Source organism: Plesiomonas sp. ZOR0011 (genome assembly GCF_000800945.1).
Lineage (GTDB): Bacteria > Pseudomonadota > Gammaproteobacteria > Enterobacterales > CAMTGL01 > Plesiomonas > Plesiomonas shigelloides.
Map to the genome: position 1 here is coordinate 1 of NZ_JRKB01000045.1, position 17,822 is coordinate 17,822.

17 protein-coding genes and 1 pseudogene are annotated in these 17,822 nt (G+C 52.6%); 6 read left to right on the top strand and 12 right to left on the bottom strand.

Annotated features, from left to right (window positions below; translation table 11 throughout):
* Positions 1–56: 56 nt before the first annotated feature.
* Positions 57–1,442: a cysteine--tRNA ligase gene (cysS, locus tag L975_RS08255; protein WP_047708097.1), complete on the bottom strand. Its 1,386-nt coding sequence runs from the start codon at positions 1,440–1,442 to the stop codon at positions 57–59.
* A 297-nt stretch (positions 1,443–1,739) separates the two neighbouring features.
* On the opposite strand from cysS, the gene ppiB reads away from it, so the two are divergent.
* Positions 1,740–2,234 (top strand): peptidylprolyl isomerase B, encoded by a 495-nt coding sequence (gene ppiB, locus L975_RS08260; protein WP_010862104.1) that lies wholly within the window; start codon positions 1,740–1,742, stop codon positions 2,232–2,234.
* A gap of 109 nt (positions 2,235–2,343) precedes the next feature.
* Positions 2,344–3,084, top strand: coding sequence for a UDP-2,3-diacylglucosamine diphosphatase (gene lpxH / locus L975_RS08265; RefSeq protein WP_047708099.1), 741 nt, complete (start codon positions 2,344–2,346; stop codon positions 3,082–3,084).
* A gap of 199 nt (positions 3,085–3,283) precedes the next feature.
* Here the strand turns inward: lpxH and L975_RS08270 are convergent, their stop codons facing one another.
* Entirely contained in the window at positions 3,284–4,432 is a 1,149-nt protein-coding gene (locus L975_RS08270; RefSeq protein WP_052181354.1) for a 1-acyl-sn-glycerol-3-phosphate acyltransferase, read from the bottom strand.
* A gap of 260 nt (positions 4,433–4,692) precedes the next feature.
* On the opposite strand from L975_RS08270, the gene purE reads away from it, so the two are divergent.
* The 3 genes from purE to L975_RS08285 all read left to right on the top strand — a co-directional run bounded on the left by purE (position 4,693) and on the right by L975_RS08285 (position 6,940).
* Positions 4,693–5,187, top strand: a complete 495-nt coding sequence (gene purE / locus L975_RS08275; RefSeq protein WP_047708101.1) for a 5-(carboxyamino)imidazole ribonucleotide mutase — start codon at positions 4,693–4,695, stop codon at positions 5,185–5,187.
* The gene (gene purK / locus L975_RS08280; RefSeq protein WP_047708103.1) at positions 5,184–6,251 is read left to right on the top strand and encodes a 5-(carboxyamino)imidazole ribonucleotide synthase; all 1,068 of its coding nucleotides are present in this window, start codon (positions 5,184–5,186) and stop codon (positions 6,249–6,251) included. Before purE ends, purK begins: the two co-directional genes overlap by 4 nt.
* A 266-nt stretch (positions 6,252–6,517) precedes the next feature.
* Positions 6,518–6,940 (top strand): N-acetyltransferase, encoded by a 423-nt coding sequence (locus L975_RS08285; RefSeq protein ID WP_039046042.1) that lies wholly within the window; start codon positions 6,518–6,520, stop codon positions 6,938–6,940.
* Between the two features lie 40 nt (positions 6,941–6,980).
* On the opposite strand, the gene L975_RS17650 is transcribed toward L975_RS08285, so the two are convergent.
* A complete protein-coding gene (locus L975_RS17650) occupies positions 6,981–7,154 on the bottom strand; it encodes an alternative ribosome-rescue factor A (protein ID WP_010862111.1) in 174 nt (57 codons plus the stop codon).
* Between the two features lie 1,025 nt (positions 7,155–8,179).
* Between L975_RS17650 and L975_RS08290 the strand changes: the two genes are divergently transcribed.
* Positions 8,180–8,467, top strand: a complete 288-nt coding sequence (locus L975_RS08290; protein ID WP_047708104.1) for a hypothetical protein — start codon at positions 8,180–8,182, stop codon at positions 8,465–8,467.
* 295 nt (positions 8,468–8,762) lie between these two features.
* On the opposite strand, the gene L975_RS08295 is transcribed toward L975_RS08290, so the two are convergent.
* From L975_RS08295 to L975_RS08335, 9 genes and pseudogenes are all read right to left on the bottom strand, one after another.
* Complete coding sequence (locus L975_RS08295) at positions 8,763–10,076, bottom strand: NCS2 family permease (protein WP_010862113.1); 1,314 nt, start codon at positions 10,074–10,076, stop codon at positions 8,763–8,765.
* Positions 10,077–10,502: 426 nt separating this feature from the next.
* Positions 10,503–11,081, bottom strand: coding sequence for a UbiX family flavin prenyltransferase (locus L975_RS08300; protein WP_010862114.1), 579 nt, complete (start codon positions 11,079–11,081; stop codon positions 10,503–10,505).
* The gene (locus tag L975_RS08305; RefSeq protein WP_047708105.1) at positions 11,063–11,542 is read right to left on the bottom strand and encodes a pyridoxamine 5'-phosphate oxidase family protein; all 480 of its coding nucleotides are present in this window, start codon (positions 11,540–11,542) and stop codon (positions 11,063–11,065) included. Before L975_RS08305 ends, L975_RS08300 begins: the two co-directional genes overlap by 19 nt.
* Positions 11,543–11,744: 202 nt before the next feature.
* Positions 11,745–13,256, bottom strand: coding sequence for an amidophosphoribosyltransferase (purF, locus tag L975_RS08310; protein ID WP_010862116.1), 1,512 nt, complete (start codon positions 13,254–13,256; stop codon positions 11,745–11,747).
* 53 nt (positions 13,257–13,309) lie between these two features.
* On the bottom strand, positions 13,310–13,804 hold the full coding sequence (gene cvpA, locus L975_RS08315) for a colicin V production protein (RefSeq protein ID WP_010862117.1): 495 nt from the start codon (positions 13,802–13,804) through the stop codon (positions 13,310–13,312).
* A gap of 83 nt (positions 13,805–13,887) precedes the next feature.
* Positions 13,888–14,610, bottom strand: a complete 723-nt coding sequence (dedD, locus tag L975_RS08320) for a cell division protein DedD (RefSeq protein ID WP_039046039.1) — start codon at positions 14,608–14,610, stop codon at positions 13,888–13,890.
* Between the two features lies 1 nt (position 14,611).
* Positions 14,612–15,916 (bottom strand): bifunctional tetrahydrofolate synthase/dihydrofolate synthase, encoded by a 1,305-nt coding sequence (gene folC / locus L975_RS08325; RefSeq protein ID WP_047708106.1) that lies wholly within the window; start codon positions 15,914–15,916, stop codon positions 14,612–14,614.
* A 57-nt stretch (positions 15,917–15,973) separates the two neighbouring features.
* Complete coding sequence (gene accD / locus L975_RS08330) at positions 15,974–16,912, bottom strand: acetyl-CoA carboxylase, carboxyltransferase subunit beta (protein ID WP_039046037.1); 939 nt, start codon at positions 16,910–16,912, stop codon at positions 15,974–15,976.
* A gap of 129 nt (positions 16,913–17,041) precedes the next feature.
* Positions 17,042–17,691: pseudogene (locus tag L975_RS08335) on the bottom strand (DedA family protein).
* Positions 17,692–17,822 lie beyond the last annotated feature (131 nt).

Sequence of the window (17,822 nt, forward strand, 5' to 3'; positions counted from 1 at the left end):
AACCGCCTTACGGCGGTTTTTTTTATTTTCTTATGCAGACAACGCATCAGTTACGATTAAGCACGACGCCATGTTGTCCCTTGCGGACCATCTTCCAGCACAATGCCCATCTCAGTCAGACGGTTACGTGCCGCATCTGCCGCCGGCCAATCTTTCGCCGCACGCGCATCGTTACGCGCTTTGATCAGCGCTTCGATTTCTGCCGTTTCGCTATCATCGGCGCTAGCGCCGCCTTGCAAGAACACTTCTGGATCTTGTTGCAGCAGACCCAATACACCGGCTAACTGACGCAGTGCCGCCCCCAGAGCGTTAGCCGCCGCCAGATCATCGGCTTTCAGGCGGTTCACTTCACGCGCCATATCAAACAGCACGGAATAGGCTTCTGGCGTGTTGAAATCGTCATCCATCGCCGTACGGAAACGCTCTTCAAACGCTTCACCACCAGCTGGTGCCGCACTCAGATCCAGACCACGCAGCGCAGTGTACAGACGCTCCAGCGCAGTGCGCGCTTGCTTCAAGTTCTCTTCGCTGTAGTTCAGCTGGCTACGATAGTGACCAGACATCAGGAAATAACGCACGGTTTCCGCATCGTAGTGGTTCAGCACATCACGGATGGTAAAGAAGTTACCCAGCGATTTGGACATCTTCTCGCGATCTACCATCACCATGCCCGAGTGCATCCAGTAGTTCACATACGGTGTGTCATGGGCGCAGCAAGATTGCGCGATTTCGTTTTCATGGTGCGGGAACATCAGATCGGAGCCACCGCCGTGAATGTCGAAGTGCTCGCCCAGCTGCTTGCTGTTCATCGCCGAACACTCAATGTGCCAACCCGGACGACCCGCGCCCCACGGCGAAGTCCAGCTCGGCTCACCCGGCTTAGACATCTTCCACAGCACGAAATCCACTGGATTACGTTTGGCTTCATCTACATCCACGCGTGCACCGGCTTGCAACTGCTCCAGATCTTGACGTGATAACTTGCCGTAATCTTTAAAGGTATCAACCGAGAACATCACATCGCCGTTGCTAGCCACGTAGGCATGACCACGATCCAGCAGACGCTGTACCATTTCGATAATTTCGGCAATATGCTTGGTCGCACGCGGCTCGATATCCGGACGCTGCATGTTCAGCGCATCAAAATCGGCATGCATATCGGCAATCAGACGCTCGGTCAGCTGATCACAGGTCTCACCGTTTTCTGCCGCTCGTTTGATGATCTTGTCGTCCACATCCGTGATGTTACGCACGAAGGTCAGGTCGTACCCCAGATAGCGCAAGTAACGCGCCACCACATCGAATGCCACAAAGGTGCGGCCATGGCCGATATGACAGAGATCATAAATGGTCACCCCACACACATACATGCCAACCTTTCCTGCATGGATCGGCTTAAATTCTTCTTTTTGTCGTGTCAGCGTGTTGTAAATTTTCAGCATCGTATAAATACCCGTTTGCTTGTGGGATGATGAGCATAATCAGGGTATTGAACCCAGAAAACAGCCCCAATGCAAGCTGACTTATACTGGAAAGTGGGATCGGTCCGTTTCGCTGCTGTCATTTAGAGCGTACAGCCGGTATGCCGGTTTCCCCGGCCGCGCCATTTGGGTACAATCCCGAGCCTGATCGGGCCATTTGCGGCCCGTAACCGGACTAGGCCGGTGTGTCATCCAGATATATCGTCTGTTCAGCACGCCAGCTACAGCCAAACTGATAACTCCAAAGGACAGCATCAGATGATCACTTTGCACACCAACCACGGCGACATCGTTCTGCAACTGAACCACGAAAAGGCACCGATCACTGCCAAGAACTTTGAAGACTACTGCCGTGAAGGTTTCTACAACAACACCATTTTCCATCGCGTGATCGACGGTTTCATGATCCAAGGCGGCGGCATGGAGCCTGGCATGGTTGAGAAAGAGACCAAAGCCAGCATCAAAAACGAAGCTAACAACGGTCTGAAGAACAAGCGTGGCACCATCGCCATGGCACGTACTATGGATCCGCACTCAGCCTCTTCCCAGTTCTTCATCAACGTTGCTGACAACGATTTCCTGAACTTCCGCGCGGAAAACCGTGACGGTTGGGGTTATTGCGTGTTCGGTGAAGTGGTTGAAGGTATGGACGTGGTTGACAAGATCAAAGGCGTGTCTACCGGCTCTTACGGCTACCACCAAGACGTGCCACGTGATGAAGTGATCATCAACAGCGTGACTGTCAGCGAGTAATTTTTCTGTTACTGTTGCCGATATTATAAGCAGGGGGCGTAATGCCCCCTGTTACTTTCGAGCTTTACCTGATAACTCCCCTGTGAAGACAGGTTGATGAAACCGGATTATGCGTACGACGTTGTTTATTGCTGATTTACACCTAAGCGAGGCCCAGCCCGAGATCACGGCGGCCCTGCTGGATTTCCTGCAACATAAGGCGCCGGCTGCCGATGCCTTGTATGTGCTAGGCGATCTGTTTGAATATTGGATCGGCGACGACGAAGAGACCCCATTGCAGCAGCAAGTGGCTGAGGCCTTTTTGCACCTGCACCAGCAGGGGATCCCGGTGTACTTTATTCATGGCAACCGAGACTTTCTGCTCGGTGAGGCCTACGCGCGCCGCTGCCGCATGATCCTGCTGCCGGAAACTGCCGTGATTGACCTGTACGGCACCCCGACACTGATTGCCCACGGCGATACATTCTGCACCGACGATGAAGCCTATCAACGCTTTCGTCAGCGTGTCCATCTGCCGTGGTTACAATGGCTGTTCCGCCGCTTACCGCTTAGCTGGCGGCAGCGGATCGGCGCGAAAATGCGCCAACAAAGCAGCCGTCACAACCAGCAAAAAAGTGCGTCCATCATGGATGTGAATGCCAGTAGCGTGGATAACGCGCTACGCAGCGCCGGCGTGCGCCGGTTGATCCACGGCCACACGCATCGCCCATATATCCATCACTGGCAATTAGATGGCGAGCCCGCCGAGCGTATTGTGCTAGGTGATTGGTATCAGCAAGGCTCGATGCTGCGTGTCAGCCCTGATGGCGTGCGCCTCGACGTGCTGCCTTTTGCGCCGCGCGACCAATAAATCCCGCGCCGCCCCGCGTTTTATCGCTCACGCCAGCACTACTCGGTCGTTGCCCTAAGCGTGATGTCCGCACACCGAATCTCTGCCAAACAGTAGAAAAGCAAAACGGGCTCATTGAGCCCGTTTTATGTCTACCTACGTATTCCGATGTTGCGCCTAGCGAGTTCTACATTGCGCTATTCTGCACGCGGCACTTTTCTCATGCTGCGCTTTCGTCATGTGGCTCCGGCGGCAATGGCAAACCACGCTGCTTGCAGGCTGGCAAGGCATAACAACGCTCTACTCGCTCACGCAATTCAGCTGGCACCTGACTCATGCGCATCGCAAATTCTTGCTGCTTTTCTACGCTGATCTCATCGCTGATCCCAGCCGCCAATAAATTGGACGGGAACAGATGATATTGCTCAGTAATATGCTGGTCTATCCACGCCGCCAACTCTTCCGGTGAGTTCATCTCTTCGCGCATCACCGGGCCAAATGACACCTGCACCCGACCTTTATAGCCGACAATCCCTTTCACAATGCTGTCTAAGTCTTCGAATTCGGCTTTAACATAGGTCTCACCGCGCGCCTTTTGCGCCAGCTCCGCCGCCTTCTCCACTTCGCCGGCATCATATTCATAAGAGATGGCCACCGGCACGATATTCAGACTGCGAAAATAGTCCGCCATCGGGATCTGTTGCTTTTTGCCGTTCATATAGAACATTTTCAAAATCGCAGGATCTGTCTGATCATTACCGTCTTTCGCGCGCCCTTCTTTTTGAGCAATCCAAATCGACTGCTTCTCATCCAAAGAGTGGCGAATATAAGCGGACAACTCGGTAAACGCGGCCAACATCTCACGCACGCCTTTGGCCGAACGCTTCACGATAAAGCTCTTATTCAGACGCATAATGTCTGAGGCATACGGTTTACGCAGCAAGTTATCGCCGATCGCAATGCGCACTGTATCATGGCCATTGTGGTACAAGCCCCAGTTTACCAGCGCTGGATCCATCGCAATATCGCGGTGGTTGGAGATAAACAGATACGACTCACCAGGGGTGAGATTTTCCAAGCCGCTGTAGGTCACACCATCGGTGGTGGTATCAATCATGTGCTGCATATAGCGTTCAACGATTTGCTGGAACGCCCGCACGCTGGTGATACTACGCGCACGCTGCTGCAGTACATAACGCACTACCGGTTTCAGCAACCAGCCGGCCCAACGCGACAACCGCGGATAGCGAAAACGGCAGATAGCATGAATAAATTCATCATCACTGAGGATGCCGGCTAAGACCGGCGCGACTTCCGCATCATGATACGGGCGGATGTCGGCAAAAAGTTCATTGTTGGTCTGGCTCATTATTGTTTATGTTCGTTATTGTTATCCATCATACTGACGCACATTATACGGCTAATCCCCTTAAAACCCACTGTTGACGCCGTTTCTGCCGATCTGATCCGACCTCCGTCACACATTTTCGTTTTGCGCACGTAGTGACGCAAACGTTTTCCTCATCTGCAGTTCATGTTATTCTTGCCGCCCGCAGCGGTTGTCCTCGCACACCAGCGACAACCCTGGTCAGCATCCCAATGAGTACCGGATTACAGGAGTTTTCAACCATGCAACCTAACGTTGCTGTTGTTATGGGTTCTAAAAGCGACTGGGCTACCATGCAAGCCGCCGCTGATATCTTAACTGCACTGGACATTCCGTTTCACACCGAAGTCATCTCCGCCCACCGCACCCCCGATAAACTGATGGATTTTGCCGGTAACGCTGCTGCCGCGGGTTTTCAGGTGATCATTGCTGGCGCCGGTGGTGCTGCCCACTTGCCAGGTATGCTGGCATCAAAAACCGTGTTACCGGTACTGGGTGTGCCGGTCAAAAGCGCCAGCTTAAACGGGCTAGACAGCTTGCTGTCGATTGTACAAATGCCCAAAGGCATTCCAGTTGCCACGCTCGCTATCGGCACTGCGGGTGCCGCCAATGCCGGTTTGCTGGCGGCACAAATTCTGGCACTGCACGATCAAGCACTGCGCACGCGTCTGCAAGCCTGGCGCGACGCGCAAACTGACGCGGTACTCAATAACCCCGATCCGCGGGAGGAGGCATGAAACCGGTTTGGGTTTTAGGTAACGGCCAACTCGGCAACATGCTACAGCAAGCCGCCGCGCCGCTTGCCATCTCGGTTACACCGTGCGGGTTTGATGACACCCCACCGCAGTTGCCAGACAACGCGGTGATCTCCGCCGAGATTGAACAGTGGCCAGATACCCCACTGACCCGTGCGCTGAGCCAGCACCCTGGCTTTGTCAATCCACACACCTTCCCGCGTCTGGCTGATCGGCAAACCCAAAAGCAGCTGATCGATAGCCTGCAATTAGCCACCTCGCCGTGGCAAGCCCTCGACACGCCGCACGATTGGACCGCGCTGTTTGCCCGTTTGGGCGACACCGTGATGGTCAAACGCCGCACCGGTGGTTATGACGGCCGCGGTCAGTGGCGGATCCATTCCCAGAATACCGACAGTTTCCCAACCGAGATGTACGGCGCTTGCATTGTCGAGCAGATGATCCCGTTTGAGTCGGAAGTATCGTTAGTCGGTGCGCGCAGTCGCGATGGTCAGTGCGTGTTCTATCCACTGACACGCAACCTGCACCAAGACGGGATCTTGCGCGCTAGCGTCGCGCGCCCTGAGCACATCCCTGCACATTTGCAGCGCCAAGCCGAGCAGATGTTGGGCAGCCTGATGCATGCACTCGAGTATGTTGGCGTGATGGCGATGGAATGCTTTGTGCTGGGCGATCAGTTACTGATCAATGAGTTGGCGCCGCGCGTACACAACAGTGGCCACTGGACACAAGCAGGCGCATCCGCCAGCCAGTTCGAGCTGCATGTCCGCGCCCTGCAAGACTTACCGCTACCAACACCGGTCGTCAGTGCCCCAGCCGTGATGATCAATCTGATTGGTACAGCGCTCAATACTGACTGGCTAAGCGTGCCGCTGGCCCGTCTGCACTGGTACGGCAAAGAAGTGCGCGCCGGACGCAAACTGGGTCACATCAATTTGACCCACCCTGAGCCACAGCAGCTGTGTGCGGCGCTGCAAGCGTTACAACCGCTTCTGCCTGCGGAATACCAAAGCGGACTGGCTTGGGCGCAGCAGCAATTGCGCTAACTCGCTCACTGCCAGCACAGCGTAACCGCGTATGTTGCCGGCGATGATATGCGACCGAATAAGCACAGATTTGCCTATTCCTCACACTCTCTAGACCGCCATTCGGCGGTCTATCACTTTATCCTGTGACCTGACCGGCATTCTTGCTCCGAATTGGTATAAAAAGCCGCTGAATCGATTAAGTTGCGAGATATCCATCACAGCAAAACGCGTAGCGAGCTTGTTACACTGCCAACATGCCCATCACAGCAAAGGACCTGACCGAGATGATTAGAGCGTTTACTGCCGACGATATGAATACCGTCATTAATCTGTGGCTGGCCGCATCGATTGATGCACACGATTTTGTCGAGCCGGATTACTGGCACAGTAAGATTGATACCGTACGCAATGACTATCTGCCTGCATCCTCAACATGGGTCTATTGTGAGGACGATGAGGTGAAAGGCTTTTACAGCCTGCTGGAAAATAAACTGGCGGCGCTGTTTGTCGATCCCAAACATCAGCAAAACGGGATCGGCTCAGAGCTGCTGCAACATGCGATCGCCCAGCAAGACGACCTGCATTTGAGCGTCTACGCGCAAAATTTCGATGCCGTGCGTTTATACAAAAAGCATGGTTTCACCATTCAAGGTGAACAAGTGAACATGTATACCGGCCATCCTGAATTTATCATGACCCGCGCATAATTCGTGTTATCGGGAGGTCAGGCGTAAATACACTGCCATCTCAGTGTAATTTACGGCTGGCCTCCCAACCACGCGCATGTTTCTCTTTGCGCTGGTAAGCGCCTTTCCCTTTACGATTACGCTCTACTCGCTGCTGAAACACAGGACCTGTTACCAGTGCTTTGAGCGCGTTGTCTTGAATTTTACCTCTACCGGTTTCCACTTTATTCGTCATAACAGTCACCTCATAAAAAACTGCGCATTTTGCGCATAGCTCTTTGTTCCTCGTTTTTTGTACATATTTATTTGTACATAACTCTTTGTGCACAGTTTCTTTGTGCATCAAACGGCGAAATCATAAGCGTTTTTTAGCTGATTCGCTAGGTTTAGCACACCCGCGGGTACATTTTTCATCCAGACAGGAGCGCGGTTTCCACACCGACTTGCCGATAGAAACACTCATTGAATTTCTGAAACAGTTATGCGCACACATTCATAGCCAGTGGTGGTTAAATACTTGAAACTTCAACGATGATGTTAGCCATGAATCATTTTTGTTCTGTGTCTGTAACGCGCAAAAAATATCATCTTTCTCGCAACGATAAGATGGATACCTCGGCAATACATATCACTCATACTCTGCTGCATCATTTACCACTGACTTCCTGATCTTTCTTGTTAAGAGAACCATGGTATTAGCAGCTAATTTCCCATGGTCGCCAATACATCGACAATTTTTCAGATTCTATGAATAAACACTCGACGTATATGAGTAAAAAACTAAAAGCATCACCGTGGGTATTATCCAGTACTACTGAAATACGCATGGTTCGAAAAACAAACCACAACAAATAATCTCAAGGATAAGGAGATAACAAAAATAGAAATTATTTCAGGATGGAATTATTGCCACACTCTAACCTCAACGTAATTCCAAACCCACTCGAGAAGAAAAGAAAGCAATGCACTCAATACGTGCAGTTTGACATCGGGACGACACCCCATAGCAGGATAAAAACGTAACAGCGAACCGTTTTTATTTGTATGATAAATAAAAATAACTCTTTTATGCAGCATAAAAAAGACAATCGTAACGCATTAATTTGCATTGTTTTTTTCATGCTTCGCTGACAGATGAAACTATTGTTTGATACGCATCTCAAAACCGATGGAAACATTTTGCAAAAAAACTTTAGCGTTACGTGCGCCAATCGGGTTAAAATTCGGCTCGTGTTACATTCGACAGGCCAAGGACATCTTGTGAAAAAGTATTGGATTCCTGTGGTATCAAGCATTGCAGCATTTGTTCTGATTGTACTTATGCTGGGCCTGATTAAGCAGACAAGCAGTGAAACACTGCTCATTGATATCTGGGACACTGTCAAATGGCTGACTTTTGCACTGGTCTTTAATTTCCAAATGCCATTTTGGCTAGCACGGATCAGTGTACTGGTATTATTGGTGCTCCTGCCGCTGTTGGTTTTCTTTATCAGCAAAGATTTGTTATCCAAGCTGTATAAAGACGCCACCAACGAAGTCAGTGAATAACGACCATTATCCACTCAGCCTAACGCAATATTATCTGAAGTCTTCATGCCGTGCGTGAATGACGTAAAAAAGGGGCGTACACGATGTGTACGCCCCTTTTTGTTATCTATTGTTCGACTCGCGGCACTTTGTAAGACAAAGTTTGTTAAGACAAGGCTTGGAAAGACTGTGCTTGGTAAAGTGCATGGCACTCTATCGCACTGCCACGGTGTGGCTTTATCGGCTTATTGCCGTCGTCGCACTCGGTACGCAGTGGCCGCGAACTTAATGCGGCCACCAAACTGACAGCACAGACTTAGATAGCCCAGCCACCTGCGTAGAACACCACTAACGCGATGGCGATGATGACAGTACCAAGGTTAAGCTTCTTAAACTCACCAGCAAAAATACGGCCAATCACCAGTGACGCAAAGCCCAGCATGATACCGGTCACGATGTTACAGGTCAGTACGATAAATACCGCGCACAGCAGACCAGACAACGCATCCACGTAGTCACTGAAATCCAGCTTAGCCACATTGCTCAGCATCAGCAGACCCACGTACATCAGCGCCGGCGCCGTGGCGTAGGATGGCACTAAGTAACTCAGCGGTGACAAGAAAATCATCAGCAGGAACAACACGCCGACCACCGTTGCCGTCAGACCGGTTTTACCGCCCGCAGCCGTACCGGCGGCAGATTCGATATAAACCGCAGCCGGTGCCGCGCCCACAAAGCTGGAGAAAATGCTGCTGACAGAGTCAGCCGTCAGCGCTTTACCACCATTGATGATGTGGCCACGCTCGTTCAGCAGATTAGCTTGACCGGCTACCGCACGAATCGTACCGGTGGCATCAAATACCGCCGTCATCACCAATGCCAATACACTCGGGATCACCAGCGGGCTCAATGCGCCCATCAGATCAAACTGGCCAATCAACGCACCGCCTTCGCTAGACAGGTTTGGCATGGCGAAGAAACCGTTGAACTTCACGTTCGGATCGAAAATCAGCCCCAAAATGGAGATAGCGATAATCACCATCAGGATCCCGCCCGGTACGCGGCGACGCTCCAAACCAAAAATCGCAGACAGACCCAGCAGACTCATGATCACAGGGAAAGAGGTAAACTCACCAAACTGTACTGGGAGGCCGGCATTAGGATTTTTCACCACCAGATGCACGCTGTCCGCCGCAATCAGCAGCAGGAACAGACCGATACCGATGCCCGCACCGTGCGCAATCCCGGTCGGCAGGTTACGTAAAATCCACTGACGAATACCGGTGACGCTGATCAGGGTAAACAGAACCCCCATCCAGAAAATCGCCCCCAGCACTACAGGGATGCTAATTTTTTGTCCCAATACCAAGCTAAACGCGGTAAATGCAGTCAGCGAGATAGCACAGCCAATCGCCATCGGCAATTTGGCCCACAGACCCATCAGCAAAGAGCCGAAAGCCGCAACCAAACAGGTAGCAATAAATACCGCGCCCTGATTAAAGCCAGCTGCGCCCAGCATGTTTGGTACAACGATGATGGAGTACACCATCGCCAGAAAGGTGGTTAAGCCGGCAATGATCTCCTGACGAACCGAACTACCACGCTCGGAAATCAGAAAATAGTTATCCATTGCACTACGGGTTGCGTCCTCACGCGAGGAGGATGACGAAGGGTTCGTTGCCATGAACCAGTTCCTTAGGTAAACGATTGCGCAAAAATTTAGAGAGACAAACTAAAAGCGGCATCACAATATCATGTACAGAAAATATGTATAGCCATTGCAGATTAACTGAACAAAAATTCACCGCAAACGTTTTCTTACGCTTTAAATCACTGTGAGAAGTACCGCTCACTCTGGATGTATCCACGCCACTGCCGCGCAGAAAAAGTGAACAGTCAGTCTAAAGAGTGGGAAAAGACTCATTAATCACCAAGAGTGGTGGGTCACCTAGGGTCAGTCAAGTGGGGTCAGTGAGGAAGCGCTGAAGACAGACGTAGAGAAAAACGTGAAGACAGCAGCAAGAGAGCACCTTGCTGCTGCCCGATAAGCGTGCGGTTATTCCGGCGTTTGCCAACGGCGAAACAGATCTTGCGGTAACTCAATAGCAAACTGATCCAGCACTCGGTTAACGGTCTGGTCAATAATGTCATCCAAGGTTTGTGGACGATGATAAAAGGCTGGCACTGGCGGCATGATCACTGCGCCTAACTCTGCCGCTTGTGTCATCAAGCGCAAATGTCCCAGATGCAGCGGTGTCTCGCGCACCCCTAACACCAAGGTACGACGCTCTTTTAACACCACATCGGCGGCACGCACCAATAAATCATCAGCGTAGCTGTGCACTATGCCCGATAAGGTTTTTACCGAGCACGGCAAAATGACCATTCCTGCGGTACGAAATGAGCCAGAAGAGACCGAAGCGGCAATATCGCGCACATCATGGTACACATCCGCCAGCGCCGTCACCTCACGCAGCGAAAAATCGGTTTCCAGTGCGATCGTACGCCGGGCGGCCTGACTGATGATCAGGTGCGTTTCAATCTGCGCGAGTGGCTGCAACACCTGCAATAAACGGATGCCGTACTGAGCACCACTGGCTCCTGAAATTCCGACGATTAAACGCGTGCGTTCCATACCTGTTTGAATCTCTCTGATTTAACGTCAATGGCCACTCGCTGCCCCAGCCCATTCTGATTATCCAGCCACAACAGCGTGTTGATCTCTAGCTCAAACCAGCTGACTTTGTTCATTGACTGCAACAGCTGCGGATCTTGGGCGATGAATGCAAAACGCTCTAGATAGCCCTGCTTGGCACGATCGCGCGCGTCGCCTTGCAACAAACGTACTTGCCCTTCCCCCTGCAAGCCGCGGATTTCAGTCCACTGACAGGCATCGGAATAGATACTAAAAGCCGCCTGTGGATGATGCAGCAACGCCTGCCCATGTCGGCTATCAAGGCGCGAGAGGAAAATCAATTTATCGCCATCCAACACGGCGTAATAAACCGGAGCGCTCCATGCACCTTCATGATCTTGTACCGCCAGCGCCATCACTTGATGGTCCGCCAGATAAGCGGCTACCGTGCTTAATTGCATGCATCCCCCTTAACAATCTTGGCTGTTATACCACAGCAGCCAAAGCGCCGACCAGCAGCGATCGCTCTGCTCTGGTTAGCGCCAAGCTAACTCACCCGGCTTGGCGCTAACCATAAAAAAAGCCTGCTTCCCCATACGGGAAACAGGCTCAACGTCAGAGATGCGGCGTGAGGCGCGATATTCAGCTTAATCCGTTCGGATATTAGCGCTCGTTATGCAGCTCCAAACTGGAGGTATTTTGCAGCTGCGCCTTGGCATCATCGTTACGTAAGGAATCAAGGTATTCCAGATAGCCTTGGTCAACATCCTGCGTGATATACACGCCGTTAAAGACCGAGGTTTCAAAGCGCTGAATTTCTGGATTCTCTTCGCGTACCGCGGCTACCAGATCGCTCAAATCTTGGAAAATCAGCGCATCGGCGCCAATCATCCGCGCGATTTCCGGCACTTCACGGCCATAGGCAATCAGCTCGTGTGGGCTTGGCATATCGATGCCGTACACGTTCGGGAAGCGAATTTCTGGCGCAGCGGAGGCAAAATACACCCGCTTAGCCCCGGCTTCGCGCGCCATCTCAACGATTTGCTCCGAGGTGGTACCGCGTACGATGGAGTCATCCACCAGCAACACGTTTTTACCGCGAAACTCGGATTTAATCGCGTTCAGCTTACGCCGTACGGACTGACGACGAATTTGCTGTCCGGGCATGATAAAGGTACGGCCAACATAGCGGTTTTTCACATAGCCCTGACGGTACGGCTTGTCTAAGATCCGCGCGATCTCCAGCGCGATATCACATGATGTCTCAGGGATCGGGATCACCACATCGATATCCAGATCTTCCCACTCCCGTGCGATCTTTTCACCCAGGCGCTGACCCATGCGCACGCGGGCGCTATAAACCGAAATTTTGTCGATAAACGAATCAGGGCGCGCAAAATAGACAAACTCGAAAATACACGGGCAAATCTGCGGATTCTCCGCGCACTGCTCAGTGTACAGCGCGCCATCAAAGGTGATGTAAATCGCTTCGCCCGGCGCCACATCGCGCACGAACTCAAAGCCGACCGCATCCAGTGCCACGCTCTCTGAGGCCACCATGTATTCGGTGCGGCCATCATCCAGCAATCGTTTGCCTAGTACCAACGGACGAATACCGTTCGGGTCACGAAACGCCAACATCCCGTGACCAATGATCATCGCCACACAGGCGTAAGCGCCGCGCACATGACGGTGCAGCGCGCGTACCGCCGCGAACACATCTTGGTTGGTCAGCGGGTAATGCTCAAAGCGATCCAGCTCGTTAGCCAGTACGTTGAGCAGCACTTCGGAGTCTGAGGTGGTGTTGACGTGGCGACGTGCCACTTCAAACAATTTTTGCTTAAGTTCAATGGCGTTGGTGAGGTTGCCATTGTGCGCCAGAGTGATACCAAAAGGGGAGTTTACGTAGAAGGGTTGTGCTTCGGAGGCGCTGGAGCTGCCGGCGGTAGGATAGCGCACGTGGCCAATCCCTACATTACCTTGCAGCCGCTGCATATGCCGCGCCTCAAATACATCCTTGACCAGTCCATTAGCCTTTCGCAAGCGAAAGGCATTCTGGCTATCGATGGTCACGATGCCTGCGGCATCCTGACCCCGGTGCTGAAGCAGTGTTAACGCATCATAGATGGACTGATTGACCGGGGTGAAACCGACCATACCGACAATACCGCACATGTTTCCTCATTTCCTCTACAGGTGCCCCCTGCCGTATCACTACATAGGAATTACTACATAGGAAGTTTAGGCAGGAAACTGGATGAGTTTTTCAGGTATTCAAAAAACCACTGAATGACAATCCCGAACTGCGGGATCAGTCTGGACTTCTGCCACCACTCAGCCTTGGAAAAGTCGGTAAAGGAGTCGAGGAAGAACAGCAAGGCGGCAATAATCAACACCCCGCGCAGCGCCCCGAAACAAATTCCTAGCACCCGATCAGTACCGGATAATCCGGTCTTTTCCACTAGCTGACCAATCACATAGTTCACCACTGAACCCACAATCAAGGTAGCAACAAACAGCGCCGCAATAGCCAGCCCGTTGCGCAGCATCGGGTCTTGGAACTGGGTGAAATACAGAGCAAGTTCGGTATAAAAATTACTGGCGACGAAAAATGCGACCACCCAAGTCACCAACGAGAGTGCTTCCCGCACAAACCCGCGGATCAGACTTACCAGCGCAGAAAAACCAATAACACCCAAAATTGCGTAATCAACCCAGTCCATATTTATCCCGGCGCGTCTGTCGCGCGCATTCTAACAGAAAAAGAAAACGTTTGCGTATGTGAATTTGACGGTAAAACCGGCTTTTATGGCCGCACCGGATCGAAGCTACGAACCTGGCCGCGCAAGCCGGTAATTCGCTGCATATCATCCAAAGCGAAGACCAATTTCTCTTTCGAGGTGTCCGGCCCGACATAGATGCGGTTCAACTGACCAGCAGCCGCTGGCGACGGTTGGCTATACGCCTTGTAACCCGACGAACGTAACTTGGCGATGATTTCATTCACCTTGTCCGCGTTTTTCAGCGCGCCCAGCTGTACCACGTAAGCTTTACCCGATGGTGCCGGCTCCGGTTTTGGTTTCTCCGGCGCCTTTTCCACCACCTTCTCCGGCACTTTAGCCACTTCCACCGGCTTAGCCGGCTTCACAGGCTGCGGCTTACTGACCACCGGCGGATTCACCGGTTTAGCTGGCGCAGTGTTTGTTGACGCAGTAGTGGTTGGCGCGACCGGTGGCGGCGCAACATCTGTCGCCCCGTTATTGGCGGTATGCGCCGAATTATTCCCCTGCATCGGATCCACGGTGGCCGGCAAGTCCGGCTGTCCTGATGGGAGTGGATGCAGCGGTTGGTTCATCGCTGGCGGTAAGTCCGGCGAGTTCTCCGGCTCCTGCAAAGATGGCTTTAACGGGATCGCGGCAAAATCCTGCTGATGCTTTTTCTGGGTATCCAGAATATCCGGCAGAACGATGACTCCGATTGCCACCAGAACAATGGCTCCGACTAAACGATTTTGAAACTGACTGGCCACGTTAGTCCCTCGGTTGGTTATTGCGGGCGTCCAGCGCCTCCATGACATGGGCTACAGTGTAAAACGAGCCAAACACAATCACCAAATCCTGTTCATCCGCTTGCGCCATTGCACTGTCCCACGCCTCAACCACCGAGTCGTAAGCTTGCGCGTGATCCGCCGGTAAATGGGCTAACAGCGCCTCACCCGCTTGACCACGTGGGCCTTCTAATGTCGCGCAAAGCCACTGGTCGATATGCGGCACCAACACGCTGAGCGCGCCTGCCACGTCTTTATCGGCCAACATGCCGACCACGCCATAAACGCGGCCGATTTTCGGCTGCTCTTGCAGACGAGCGGCCAAATAGCGCGCCGCATGTGGGTTATGCGCAACATCCAAGATCACGCGCGGTTTATCCTGAATTTGCTGGAAACGCCCCGGCAAGGCGGCTTGTTGCAAACCGGCGCGAATAGCGTCTTCGCTTACCGCTAAACCACTCATGTGCAGCGCCGTCAGCGCGGTGGCCGCATTAGCCAGTGGTACTTGCGGCATAGGTAAATGCGTCAACTGATGTGTGCCACACTGCCACTGCCACTCTCTTTGCGTACTGCTCGCTTCATCGACGTTTGGCAGGCGAGTGTAATTCCATTCATGGCCGACACGCAGCAGCTGCGCTCCAACCTCGGCAGCCACAGTGGCAATGGAGGCTGGCATATCGGGCTCACCGACGACCGCAGGCTTTGCGCCCCGCAAGATCCCGGCCTTTTCACGGCCAATGGTTTCACGGTCATGGCCCAGCCAATCGGTATGATCCAGATCGATACTGGTGATCACCGCCACATCGCAGTCCACCAAGTTAGTGGCATCTAAACGTCCGCCTAAGCCGACTTCCAATATCACCACATCCAGCGCGGCATCACGGAACAGTTTCAACGCCGACAGTGTGCTGTACTCAAAATAGGTCAGGGAAACGTCACCGCGGCCAGACTCAATCCAGTCAAAGGCCGCGCTGTGCAAAGCTTCATCCAACTCTTGACCTTGAACGCGTACCCGCTCGGTATAGCGCAGCAAGTGAGGCGAAGAGTAAACGCCCACGCGATAACCGGCTTGCAGCAAGATGATTTCCAAGGTGCGGCAGGTGGTGCCTTTACCGTTGGTACCGGCGACCGTGATCACCAGTGGCGCCGGTTTTTGCAACGCCAGTTGCTGGGCGACCTGACGGATCCGATCCAAACCCAGATCGATAGTGGTGGAGTGCAAACTTTCCAGATAAGAAAGCCACGTGGCCAGAGGCGACGTGGCTTGAGGACGGTTCATGCTGTTCATTAGCCTGTTATCCGGCGCGGCCCACAGGCCGCGCGTTAGAAAATGATGAAGTCCGTTTTATTCGTCGTCGGCTGCTGGTTCGGCCGCAGTTTCGGTCGGCTCAGCCTCCACCGGTTGCGGACGCTCGGCAGGGACAACCAGAGGCGATGTCTGCCCGGTCATCTTCGCCAGCAAACCGGCCAAACGCTGACGCATTTCCAAGCGAGGGATGATCATGTCGATCGCCCCTTTCTCCAGCAGGAATTCACTGCGCTGGAAGCCCGCAGGCAGCGTTTCACGCACGGTCTGTTCGATAACACGCGGGCCGGCAAAACCGATCAGTGCTTTTGGCTCACCGATGTTGATGTCGCCCAGCATAGCCAGACTGGCGGAAACCCCACCCATGGTTGGGTCAGTCAGTACTGAAATATATGGCAAGCCCAGCTCGCTCAGGCGCGCCAGTGCAGCACTGGTTTTCGCCATTTGCATCAGCGAGAACAGCGCTTCTTGCATGCGCGCACCACCACTGGCAGAGAAGCAGATCAGTGGGGTTTGCAGCTCAATGGCTTTTTCCACCGCTCGCACAAAACGCGCACCCACGACGGAGGCCATGGAGCCGCCCATAAAGGAGAATTCGAACGCGGCACAAACCACTGGCATGCCCATCAGGGTACCCTGCATGACCACCAGTGCATCTTTTTCCCCGGTCTCTTTCTGTGCGCTGCTCAGACGATCTTTATAGCGCTTGGAATCCTTGAACTTCAGGATGTCCTTTGGCTCTAGCTCTTCACCGAATTCAACGGTAGAGCCTTCATCCAGCAGAGTCAGTAAACGACGACGCGCGGTAATACGCATGTGGTGTCCGCATTTCGGGCAGACTTCCAGATTGCGTTCTAACTCCGCACGATACAGAACTTGTTCACAACCGTCGCATTTGGTCCACACGCCTTCAGGAATACTGGCCTTGCGTGAGGAGACAATATTGGTTTTGTTGATAATACGCTCAATCCAGCTCATGGACGACCTTTCAACCTTGTGTGTTAACGGCACCGCCTGGCGCACTGTAAGCTCAGGAAATGCCGCACATTAAACCACAACAGATTAACACTGTGGACAAAAAACTGGTCATACCCGACCAACCCGATTTCAGCTTGCCGTATTTTTGCGGCGGCGCTGACGCCAATACTCAATCAGCCCCGGTAGCACCGATACAAAAATAATACCGAGGATCAGTAATTCTAAATTTTGTTTCACCACCGGCATGTTGCCAAACCAGTAACCGGCATAGACAAATGCGGTGACCCAGACGATGCCGCCGGTCACATTAAACAGCGCAAAATGGCGATAACTCATTTTGCCCATTCCGGCGACAAACGGCGCAAATGTCCGCACTATCGGTACAAATCGCGCCAGAATAATCGTTTTACCGCCATGACGTTCATAAAAGGCATGGGTGCGCTCTAAGTACGCCTGCCGGAAAATCCGTGACTGTGGATTGCTAAATAAACGCTGCCCGAATAAACGGCCAATGCTGTAATTTACCGCATCACCCAAAATGGCCGCCACAATCAGCAACGCCACCAAGGTAGGGGATTCATCTGTCCGGTCGCGGCCAGCGTACCGGCGACAAACAGCAAGGAGTCGCCCGGCAAAAATGGGGTCACCACTAATCCGGTCTCGCAAAAGACGATCAGAAATAAGATGGCGTAAATCCAAATCCCATAAGTGGCTACCATGGCGGCCAAATGCACATCAATGTGCAGTATAAAATCAAACATGGTCTGCAGCAGACCCATAGCTCACATCCTTGCTGGTCTTCCGTGCTAATAAGCGCAGCGCTAATGACGCTGCGCGTCTCTTTTTTATTACTTAGCTATATTGTAACTTAGCTATGCCTATGAATTATCTATTGTTATTGCTTCTATGT

What these genes read in the sequence shown, in the direction of transcription:
- cysS (WP_047708097.1), bottom strand. Translation starts at nt 1,442, where the DNA reads ATGCTGAAAATTTACAACACGCTGACACGACAAAAAGAAGAATTTAAG.
- ppiB (WP_010862104.1), top strand. Translation starts at nt 1,740, where the DNA reads ATGATCACTTTGCACACCAACCACGGCGACATCGTTCTGCAACTGAAC.
- lpxH (WP_047708099.1), top strand. Translation starts at nt 2,344, where the DNA reads ATGCGTACGACGTTGTTTATTGCTGATTTACACCTAAGCGAGGCCCAG.
- L975_RS08270 (WP_052181354.1), bottom strand. Translation starts at nt 4,432, where the DNA reads ATGAGCCAGACCAACAATGAACTTTTTGCCGACATCCGCCCGTATCAT.
- purE (WP_047708101.1), top strand. Translation starts at nt 4,693, where the DNA reads ATGCAACCTAACGTTGCTGTTGTTATGGGTTCTAAAAGCGACTGGGCT.
- purK (WP_047708103.1), top strand. Translation starts at nt 5,184, where the DNA reads ATGAAACCGGTTTGGGTTTTAGGTAACGGCCAACTCGGCAACATGCTA.
- L975_RS08285 (WP_039046042.1), top strand. Translation starts at nt 6,518, where the DNA reads ATGATTAGAGCGTTTACTGCCGACGATATGAATACCGTCATTAATCTG.
- L975_RS17650 (WP_010862111.1), bottom strand. Translation starts at nt 7,154, where the DNA reads ATGACGAATAAAGTGGAAACCGGTAGAGGTAAAATTCAAGACAACGCG.
- L975_RS08295 (WP_010862113.1), bottom strand. Translation starts at nt 10,076, where the DNA reads ATGGATAACTATTTTCTGATTTCCGAGCGTGGTAGTTCGGTTCGTCAG.
- L975_RS08300 (WP_010862114.1), bottom strand. Translation starts at nt 11,081, where the DNA reads ATGGAACGCACGCGTTTAATCGTCGGAATTTCAGGAGCCAGTGGTGCT.
- L975_RS08305 (WP_047708105.1), bottom strand. Translation starts at nt 11,542, where the DNA reads ATGCAATTAAGCACGGTAGCCGCTTATCTGGCGGACCATCAAGTGATG.
- purF (WP_010862116.1), bottom strand. Translation starts at nt 13,256, where the DNA reads ATGTGCGGTATTGTCGGTATGGTCGGTTTCACCCCGGTCAATCAGTCC.
- cvpA (WP_010862117.1), bottom strand. Translation starts at nt 13,804, where the DNA reads ATGGACTGGGTTGATTACGCAATTTTGGGTGTTATTGGTTTTTCTGCG.
- folC (WP_047708106.1), bottom strand. Translation starts at nt 15,916, where the DNA reads ATGAACAGCATGAACCGTCCTCAAGCCACGTCGCCTCTGGCCACGTGG.
- accD (WP_039046037.1), bottom strand. Translation starts at nt 16,912, where the DNA reads ATGAGCTGGATTGAGCGTATTATCAACAAAACCAATATTGTCTCCTCA.